Source organism: uncultured Polaribacter sp. (assembly GCF_947501385.1).
GTDB lineage: Bacteria > Bacteroidota > Bacteroidia > Flavobacteriales > Flavobacteriaceae > Polaribacter.
Genome location: NZ_CANMVP010000037.1, coordinates 1 through 9,623 on the forward strand (window position 1 = coordinate 1; position 9,623 = coordinate 9,623).

At 34.4% G+C, this 9,623-nt stretch carries 6 protein-coding genes; 3 read left to right on the forward strand and 3 right to left on the reverse strand.

All coding sequences use genetic code 11. From position 1 onward, the window contains the following. Positions 1 to 381 precede the first annotated feature (381 nt). The 3 genes from Q0998_RS17750 to Q0998_RS17760 form a co-directional block, all read right to left on the reverse strand. Positions 382 to 1,041, reverse strand: a complete 660-nt coding sequence (locus Q0998_RS17750; protein WP_299672306.1) for an HD domain-containing protein — start codon at positions 1,039 to 1,041, stop codon at positions 382 to 384. 5 nt (positions 1,042 to 1,046) lie between these two features. After that, a complete protein-coding gene (locus Q0998_RS17755) occupies positions 1,047 to 1,286 on the reverse strand; it encodes a hypothetical protein (RefSeq protein WP_299672308.1) in 240 nt (79 codons plus the stop codon). 76 nt (positions 1,287 to 1,362) lie between these two features. Beyond that, positions 1,363 to 1,773, reverse strand: a complete 411-nt coding sequence (locus Q0998_RS17760) for a BrxA/BrxB family bacilliredoxin (RefSeq protein ID WP_299672310.1) — start codon at positions 1,771 to 1,773, stop codon at positions 1,363 to 1,365. Positions 1,774 to 1,938: 165 nt separating this feature from the next. Between Q0998_RS17760 and Q0998_RS17765 the strand changes: the two genes are divergently transcribed. From Q0998_RS17765 to Q0998_RS17775, 3 genes are all read left to right on the forward strand, one after another. Further along, on the forward strand, positions 1,939 to 2,706 hold the full coding sequence (locus Q0998_RS17765) for a TerB family tellurite resistance protein (RefSeq protein WP_299672312.1): 768 nt from the start codon (positions 1,939 to 1,941) through the stop codon (positions 2,704 to 2,706). A 128-nt stretch (positions 2,707 to 2,834) separates the two neighbouring features. Beyond that, positions 2,835 to 5,330: a DUF11 domain-containing protein gene (locus Q0998_RS17770; RefSeq protein ID WP_299672314.1), complete on the forward strand. Its 2,496-nt coding sequence runs from the start codon at positions 2,835 to 2,837 to the stop codon at positions 5,328 to 5,330. A 631-nt stretch (positions 5,331 to 5,961) separates the two neighbouring features. Continuing rightward, entirely contained in the window at positions 5,962 to 9,621 is a 3,660-nt protein-coding gene (locus Q0998_RS17775) for a DUF11 domain-containing protein (protein WP_299672316.1), read from the forward strand. The last annotated feature ends 2 nt before the right edge of the window (positions 9,622 to 9,623 follow it).

Sequence of the window (9,623 nt, forward strand, 5' to 3'; positions counted from 1 at the left end):
TTTCATCATCATAATCAGCTTTGTTTTTAAGTATACTTTTATTCCATAAATATAAGATTACAAATCTAAAGGCGGCAAGCAGGAACGGGAATCTAAATATAGTCCTGAATGTTCTCGGGATGGTTTTTGACTTTTTTCAGGTCAAAGCTTGTGCCCAATTTGATGGGGTATGAAACCAGCGAAATACCTATGGCTCTGTCTCGAAAATAGTTGGTTTCAAAATTTTTTATTTGAAAAAATCGATTTAAAAGCTTTTTATTGTGCTTTTATTCATTTTAAACAAGATTGTATTCCAATAAAATTTAAACCTTTTAAAATGATCGTAAAGTAGTGGTTTGCTATAGGTATTCCTTATTTTAATTTATTAAACATCAATAAAAACTATTTTAAGCCATCCCATTCCTCTTGAAATTGCTTCAAGTAAATTTCCATAAAATCGTGTCTTTGCGCAGCAATTTTTTTTCCAGTAACTGTGTTCATTTGATCTTTTAACAAAAGAAGTTTTTCATAAAAATGATTGATTGTGGGTGCGTCTGATTTTTTATACTCCTCTTTTGTCATCTCTAATTTTGGTAAAATCTCAGGATCGTATAAAGTCCTGTTTTTAAATCCGCCATAATTAAAACATCGTGCAATACCAATGGCACCAATAGCATCTAACCGGTCTGCATCTTGCACAACGGCTAGTTCTTTTGACGTAAATTTTTCACCAGTTGTATCCAAAGAATTTTTATAAGAAATATGTTTTATAATATTTACAACATGATTTATAATTGGCTGTGAAACATTTTGACTTTGAAGGAATTCAGTCGCTATTTTCGGGCCAATAGTCTCGTCGCCATTGTAAAATTTTGGGTCTGCAATGTCGTGCAAAAGTGCTGCGAGAGAAACTACAAAAGAATCTACGTTTTCATCTTTAGCAATTAACACTGTATTTTTAAAAACACGTGCTATGTGAAACCAATCGTGGCCGCCTTCAGCATTTTTTAGTTCCTTTTTTACAAATTCTATGGTTGCATTGAGGATTGCTTTTTTGTTCATAAATATTATTTTCTAGATAGCAATGCTTTCTTTAACTTTTTAATTTCTGTGAGAAAGACATACTGCATCGGTAGAAAAAAGAAAGGAAAAAAACTGTTGAATGTGATGCCGTTTTCATAGGTGCTAAGACCCGAAAAAACAAATAATAAAATGATGATCACACCATGTATAATTGAAAATAATTTCTGATTTTTAAGTTTTTTTTGAAGTTCTTCTTTCGAATAATGCTCAAATTGGGAAGCCATAGCTTTTGTTTTTTATAAAAGTAAAAAAACCACGCGGATTTGCGTGGCTTTTAGATTTTTTGTCAATTAAAATAGATTAACAGAATTCGTCGTAAGCTTGCGCTAAATTTTGTGCAATCATTTGTGCAGAACGCCCTTCTATATGATGACGTTCTAACATGTGCACTAAATTACCATCTTTAAACAACGCAATCGCTGGAGATGAAGGTGGAAACGGAATCATAAACTCACGTGCTTTTTGGGTAGATTCTTTTTCTACACCTGCAAAAACAGTGGTTAAGTTTGTAGGTGTTTTCTCTGCACCTAAAGAAGCAATGGCTCCTGGTCTTGCAGTACCTGCAGCACAACCACAAACAGAGTTTACCATTACCAATGTTGTTCCTTTTTTTGCCAACGCATCTTCAACGTCTTCACTTGTATATAATGCTTCAAAACCTGCGTTTACTAACTCGTCACGCATTGGTTTTACTAATTCTTCTGGATACATAATTCTTGTAAATTTGAAAGGCAAATATACGGATTACTTCAATAAAATTCAAGTTTAAAATAAAAGGGAATTTCAATAGAAATATCAATAAAATTGATGTGCGTTACATTCTCATAGAAAAAGTAGTTTTCATACCTTTGAAAAAAATAGAAAATAGCATTGTTTATGGGGAATTTTACAAAATGGTTAGGAGCAGGTTTGGGGTTTACTTTAGGAGGACCCATTGGTGCAGCTTTAGGTTTTACAATAGGTAGTTTTGTTGATGGTTTTTCTATTGAAGATTTCACCAATGAACAAAGAGAATATCAAGAAAGAGTAGGAGGAGATAGCAATAGAAGAGGTTCTATAGATACACAATCTGGCGATTTTGAAATGAGTTTACTTGTTTTGGCGTCTATAGTTATAAAATCTGACGGAAAAATAGATCAAAGAGAACTAGATTATGTTCGTGCTCAATTTTCAGGGATGTATGGGAAAGAGCGTGCCAATAATGCTTTTAAGTTATTTAAAGGGATTGTAAAAAAACAAATTTCTGCACGCCAAGTTTGTATGCAGATCAGAGCCCATATGTCTCATGCTTCTCGTTTACAATTATTACATTTTTTATTCGGAATTGCCAAAGCAGATGGATTTGTTACCGAAAGTGAAGTGGAAGAAATTAGAAAAATTGCAGGGTATTTGTATATAAATGATAGAGATTATACCTCTATAAAAGCCATGTTTTATGATGCTTCGGATACCGCATACAAAATTTTAGAGATTGATACATCTGCTACCAATGATGCTGTAAAAACGGCGTATAGAAAAATGGTAAAAAAATACCATCCAGATAAGCTACAAGGATTGGGTGAAGCACATTTAAAAGGTGCTAAAGATAAATTTCAGAGCATTCAAACCGCTTATGAAAGGATAAAAAAAGAAAGAGGTATTTAATTATAATTATTAAAAATTTCGATGGTGACTTTTTTAAAATTCGCGTGTCATAGAATATGAAAAGTATTTGAGTTAATCTTGTTAAATAGCTCTTAACTAATTATATTTGTAACAAATCACGCATTCTTTTGTTAAAATTCACCTTATTATTTAAAAAAATAGTTTCTTTTATATTTTTACTATGCTTCTTTTTTTCTAGCAATATCTTTGCACAATTAGATAGCGAGCATTATCTACCGCCATTAAAACAGGTTGCTAACAATCAAGCTATTCAAGAGCAAGCAGTATATTTTTCTACACCAGTAACCACTCCATTTGTAATAGAAATTTACAGAGGAACGAGTGTAACACCTTATAAAACAATTTCAGGTTTAGCAAAAGGAAGTCCTAAGATTTTTGATTCTAGTGGGCCAACAGCAGAGAGATTAAATAACGGAGATAATAATATTACACTAGTAACAAATGCAAACACAGGCGAAGTTTTAAGCTCAGCAGGATTAAGAATTATTGCCCCAGGAGGAGAAAAATTTTATGTAAATTATCGCGGAGTTTCTGGTGCGCAAGCAGGATCTTTAACTTCAAAAGGAGCAAAAGCAAAAGGTATTGAATTTAGATGGGGAGGAATACCTAACAGAGCCACAAATACAAATCTTTCCACAAGTTTAGGGATGATGGCTACAGAAGATGGCACCGTAGTTCAGGTTTTTGGCTATAATACAGAATGCAGATTTAGAAAAGGAACTGCAAGAGGAGGTATTACGGCAGATACGCAAACAATTAATTTAAATAAAGGACAAAGCTTTGTTCTAGAAGCAGCTAAAAATGAAACAACTGCTAATATAGATGGTTGGTTGGGTGCATCTATTACTTCAAATAAACCCATTGTAATTAGTAATGGTGGGTTAAATGTAGGTATTCGAAGTGGATCTCAAAGTAGAGATGTTGGTATCGATCAACCAGTTGGTCTATCGGCTTTAGGAAAAGAATATGTTTTTGTTCGTGGAAACGGAATTAATGGAAATTCTTCATTAGGTAGAATTGGTTCAGAATTTCCTATAATTGTTGGAACAAGAAACGGTACAGAAGTACGCGCAGGAGGTGTGCTTATTGGCACTATAAATGATGGAGAATATCTAATAATAGATGGGAGCAATTTTTTATCAAATGTGGCAGGAGCAAGCATGTATGTTAATACTACTAAAGATGTATATGCTTATCAATGTTTACAAGGAGCAGTTGGTAAAATACAAACGATAGGAATGAACTTTATTGCTCCGGTAAATTGTTTGTTACCAAGCGTGATGGACGAAATTTCTGATATTGCTAAAATTGCAGGAAAAGCATCAAACATATCCGCAATCACAATTATTGCTTCAAAACTTACAAATCCAAACAATATTATAGTTAGACAAACCGTAATTAGTCCTACAGATCCATCGATGTCTACCACAACAACAGTTTCGTTGCCTGCACCAGTTTTTCCTTCAGGAACAGATGATTGGCAAACTTTTTACGTAGATGGTTTAGAAGGTCAAATAGATATAAAATCTACGGGACCAATTGCTGTAGGAACCTTTATGAGTCAAGGTTCAAATGCAGGTTTGGCGGGTTACTTTTCAGGTTTTGATACAGTACCAGTAGTTAGAATAGATGTAGTTGGTGGAGGATGTTACCCGCAAACTAGTTTGCAAGAAGCAACAGGAGGTTTTGATGCTTACCAATGGTACCAAGATGGTGAACCAATTGCTGGGGAAACGAATAATCAATTATTATTAATAGATGCAAGCAAAGGAAAAGATTTAGGTTTAGGCAATTTTTATGTCTCAGTAACAAAAGGAACCTGTTCGTATCCTTCCGCTACAATCTCAGTATATAACTGTGATCCTGATGTTTTAGTAAAAAAAGTATCCGATGTAAATACGTCATCAAATATGAGTACTTTAACAGACGATGACCTTGTAAATTTTACAGTAACAGTAGAAAGTAACGGCATAAACCCAGTTACTAATTTAGTGATTGAAGATACGTTTCCACCAGAATTAGAATTGCAAAGTGTTACTCCAGTACAAGGTACTTGGTCAAATCCAAATTGGACAATAGGAAACATGTATTCTGGGCAGATATTTACTTTAAATATTGTTGCCAAGGTTCCTAAAAAACCTACAGAAGGTATTTTTACAAATGTGGTTTCTAATACACAAACAGAAACAGACAGTAATTTCTCTGCTGATGATTTAACTGAAACGATAAATATTGTCGCAAAAAAAATAGATTTAACGTTAACTAAAACAGTAGACAAAGCAATACCAAAAGTAGGAAGTACAATAATATTTACGTTAACTTTAAAAAATAACGGACCAGATGTTGCTACAGGTATAGAGATAAAAGATTTATTGCCTTCTGGTTTAGCTTATAATGCATCAAGTTCAACTTTCCCAAATAACACAACATATACAGCAAGTACTGGTATTTTAGATTTAAGTGGAATTACCATAGCTAATGGACAAATGATAACTTTAAAGTTGGCAACTACCGTAACTGCTAAAAACTTGAAATTGAATACAGCAGAAATTTTTAAAACAGAACAAATTGATATAAATTCAATTCCGAATTCAAATAACTAAAATTAAAATGAGGAATTCATTTTAATTAATTTAAATTTTAACGTATTTTAGCAAAAAGTGTTAAAAAAAACATAAAATTGTTTGATTGCCTATTTAGAAAAACAGACAATTAATCATAAAGTTGAATTATAATATTGACAGAAAACGATTTAAAATATTAAATAAGAGATATTTTATTAATATTAAAACCCCTAAATCCCACGCTAGACGATCAGTCACAGAATAATAGTATGAGTTTATTAAAAAGTAACGTTAAAGTAGTTGATTTATTATTGCTTACGCAAATATTTCATCACTACTAAAACAGAACATAATGTAAATAAGCTTACAATAACATCACTTCCCCCACCAGTATAGTACCTAGTATAATAGCATATCTAGTATTTAGTCATACTCGACGAACAATAATGTCTGTTTATCGAAAAATGAACTAAAGGACATTGTCATGGTCTAGTTTTGCAAATCAGTAGAAATAGCTTCTATTAAATTAGAATATGTATTCATAACATATAATTTCACAATTGAAACTATATCTATTAAAACCAAACAGGAAATAAAAATAATACCCCAAAAATACTAAAGTTCAATTTATTGTATATAATATTTTAAGGGTCCTTTATACAGAAATAAAATGAAAAAAAAATTACTTATAACATTCATTTTCACCTTTTTCTCCTTGTATTTTTATGCAGATGGAACCAAAAGAGTCATGCCAGATCCAGCTAATGGGGTAGCATTATATATTACAGATGATGGTAGATATGGGCCTTATTTAAATGCCCCAATCTCACAAAGGCTACAGTTTAGAATCTTAGATGCATCAGAAAATTTTTATTTTGGTATAAATCCAAGAGAAAGAACAGGTAGCCCTTTACCTTTGCTGAATAACTTGTATTACAAAATTAAAAGATCAGATACAGGTGCTACAGTTTATAAGGAAGGGTTTTTTACAACCACTTCTGGAAGTACGGGTTTTATAGAAAACTATGCAGATGCTGTTGCTGGACCAAAAATTGGCGGTGCAGCTACTGGGTATGTTCCATTAGAATTTAATCCAACAGCAGTTGGTGATTATTATATAGAAATTTATAAAAGTGATGATAATGGAGTAACTCAAACTGATGTAGGAGGTAGTGTAGTGATTCCTTATTTTGATTTTTCAGTGGCAGATGCTTCAGATCAAGTAATAGAAGGGCGTCTTTTTTCTCAAAAATGGGGATTTATTACTTATGACCCAGCAACATTTGTTCCTGCAATCGGTTTTGATTTTAAGGGAAAGTTTTTTGGATATACTGATGATCAAATTATTGTGTCTGTAGACTTTCAAGAAGGTTTTAGACCTTTTGGATATTTGTTATCGATGAACAAATTTGGAGTAGTAGATGATGATAACGCTGTTTCTAACAATTGGGAAACCACAAGAAAATCAATTTCTTACGGTGCACCAACATCAAATACAATACCTACTTTGCTAAATGGTTATCCAGTTTTTATTACAGAACCAGACACGAATGCTTTTCCAGTAGGTTCAACAGTGCCACCAGTTTTAATTGGAGATATTTTTGGCTGTCCAGGTAATTATTTATTTCCTGTAAAATTAGCGGAAGCAGGTGACGTCGCTATTACCTTAGATTTAAACGGTGTTGCTGGTTTTCAAGAGGGTACTAGCGATATTATTATAGAAGCATACAATCAACCCCAAGGAAATATTGTTGTTTTTTGGGACGGGTTAGATGGTTTAGGCAATGCAGTAAGAGGTAACACCTCCTCTTCAGCAGTCATTACTTCCTTAAGAGGAAGAACCAGTATACCAATGATTGATGCAGAGTTAAACCCAAACGGATTGACCATAACATCTGTTGCGCCAGTTTTGGCAAATAGAAGAATGTATTGGGATGATTCTGACATTGTCATCACAGATGAAAATACTACTGTGGGCGGTCAAAACGTATCTTCACAAGCACAAGGACTGATTGGTCCAACCCACAAATGGAACGGAGATAATCCACCAGCAGACAATACCCCAAATAATCCTGCGCCTGCAGGAAGTAAAGGAAATACAACCCCAGAAACTACAGATGACTATGGAAACGAAAGAGTTTTAAACACCTGGTTTTACGGAGAGCAAGTGGCTTCACCCGAAAACACAGTGAGTGTTCCCAATTGTGATGTTGATAATGATGGACTATCAGATGATCTTGATTTAGATGATGATAATGATGGAATTTTAGATACTGTAGAATTGGGTGGTTTTGATCCTGATGGAGATGCAGACGGCGATACGGTACCAGATTATATAGATCCACAATTTGCAGGTTTTATTGACTCTAATGGCGATGGTGTTGATGATAGATTTGACCTAGATTTAGACGGTAGAATAAATAGTTGGGATTTGGATAGTGACGGAGATGGAATACCAGATAATATAGAAGCACAAACTACTTTAGATTTTATTGTTGCAAGTTCAACAATAGATACCAACGGAGTTCCAGATAATTACAATGGTGGAATTTCAGTGATCGATACAGATGGAGACAGCGCAGCAGATTATTTAGATACAGATGCTGATGGAGATAGTGTCTCAGATACTTTAGAAGCAAATCTAACACTAAGCGGAAGCGATTCAGACAGAGATGGTTTAGATAATAATATAGATACAACAACGGGTCTTTCAGATCCAGATGGAAATATTAACAACCCAAACACATTACCAGATAACGATAATGATTTAGGAATTGATGGAGGTGATGTAGATTTTAGAGATGCGACAGATAGCGATTTTGACAATGATGGAATTGCAGACTTCACAGATGTAGATGATGACAATGACGGAATTTTAGATGTAGATGAATGTAATGTTGCACCAACAACAACAGTTTTTACATATACAGGTGCAGATCAATCATATACGATTCCTTCTAATGTAGTATCAGTTACCGCTAAAATTTGGGGAGCTGGTGGTAGAGGAGATGTTAGAAGTGGTAGAGGAGTTGGTGGCGCTGGTGGATATTCAGAAATTACTATTTTAACTAGTGACCTAACGAGTAATACTTTAATTCTTACGGTTGGTCAAGGAGGAAACTCATCAACTGGGTCTTCAACCTATGGTAATGGTGGTGCGGGGTTTTTTTCCAATTCAAGAAATTATGGAGCAGGAGGTGGTATGTCAGCAATTAGTTATATCACATTAAACAATCCTGGTGCTGTATCACAAGCAGATCTTATCGCCATTGCAGGAGGTGGTGGTACCATGCCAGCTTTTACAAATACAAATACAAATGCAGGTGAAGGTGGAGGTGATATAGGAGGAGCTGCAACAGATTCTAGAACAGCTATTAATGGTCAAGGTGGTACTCAAGCAGCGGGTGGTGCCAGTACAAATGGTAATCCAGGAACTTTTCTTCAAGGTGGTGCTGCAATAGTTGATGGTGGCGCTGGTGGTGGAGGTTATTATGGTGGTGGTAGTGGTTCAATTGTATCAGGTAATGAAGGTGGTGGTGGTGGTGGCTCTGGATATTTTACATCCTTAGCAACTTCAACCCAGACTTTAAGAGGATCAGTTCAGACTCCTCCTATGAATTCAGATGGAGATTATATTACGGGTGTTGGTGTTGGAGGGAATAATAGCGGTCAAAACGGAGGAAATGGTTTAATTGTATTGATTATAAATTATAAATGTGATACCGATAATGATGGTATAGCAAATAATTTTGATACAGATTCAGACAACGATGGTTGTCCAGATGCAATTGAAGGAGCAGGTACTATTCAACCAGATCAATTAACAGCTTTAAATGGTGGTAGTAACGGTGGAAGTTCTAACAACCTTGGAACTACTTCTAACGCACAAGGAAACCCGATAGTAAATGGAAGTGGATTCAGTCAATCAACAGCAGCAGCAGTAACAGACAATACAGATAAAACAGCTTGTCAAGTAGATTTAAGTTTATCAAAAACTGTAAACAAGCCCATTTTCAAGGTTGGTGACGAGGTTATTTTTACTTTAAGAATTACAAACGAAGGGAAACTTACCGCTACAGGAATTCAAGTAAAAGATATTTTACCAAGTGGCTTAACTTATAATGCTGGCAATTCAACCATACCATTAGGCACAACATACAACAGCACAACAGGAATTTGGGATTTAAGTTCATTATCTGTAGCAACCAGCCAAACAATAAGTTTGCAAATTGCAGCAATTATTAATAATACTGCAGTAAAATTAAATACTGCAGAAATTATTGCCAGTACATCAGAAGATGAAGACTCAACACCAAACAACGCCAACTAACA

Bases quoted from the DNA above. Each gene is read 5' to 3' on its own strand.
- Q0998_RS17760 (WP_299672310.1), bottom strand. From the start codon at position 1,773: ATGTATCCAGAAGAATTAGTAAAACCAATGCGTGACGAGTTAGTAAAC.
- Q0998_RS17755 (WP_299672308.1), bottom strand. From the start codon at position 1,286: ATGGCTTCCCAATTTGAGCATTATTCGAAAGAAGAACTTCAAAAAAAA.
- Q0998_RS17775 (WP_299672316.1), top strand. From the start codon at position 5,962: ATGAAAAAAAAATTACTTATAACATTCATTTTCACCTTTTTCTCCTTG.
- Q0998_RS17765 (WP_299672312.1), top strand. From the start codon at position 1,939: ATGGGGAATTTTACAAAATGGTTAGGAGCAGGTTTGGGGTTTACTTTA.
- Q0998_RS17750 (WP_299672306.1), bottom strand. From the start codon at position 1,041: ATGAACAAAAAAGCAATCCTCAATGCAACCATAGAATTTGTAAAAAAG.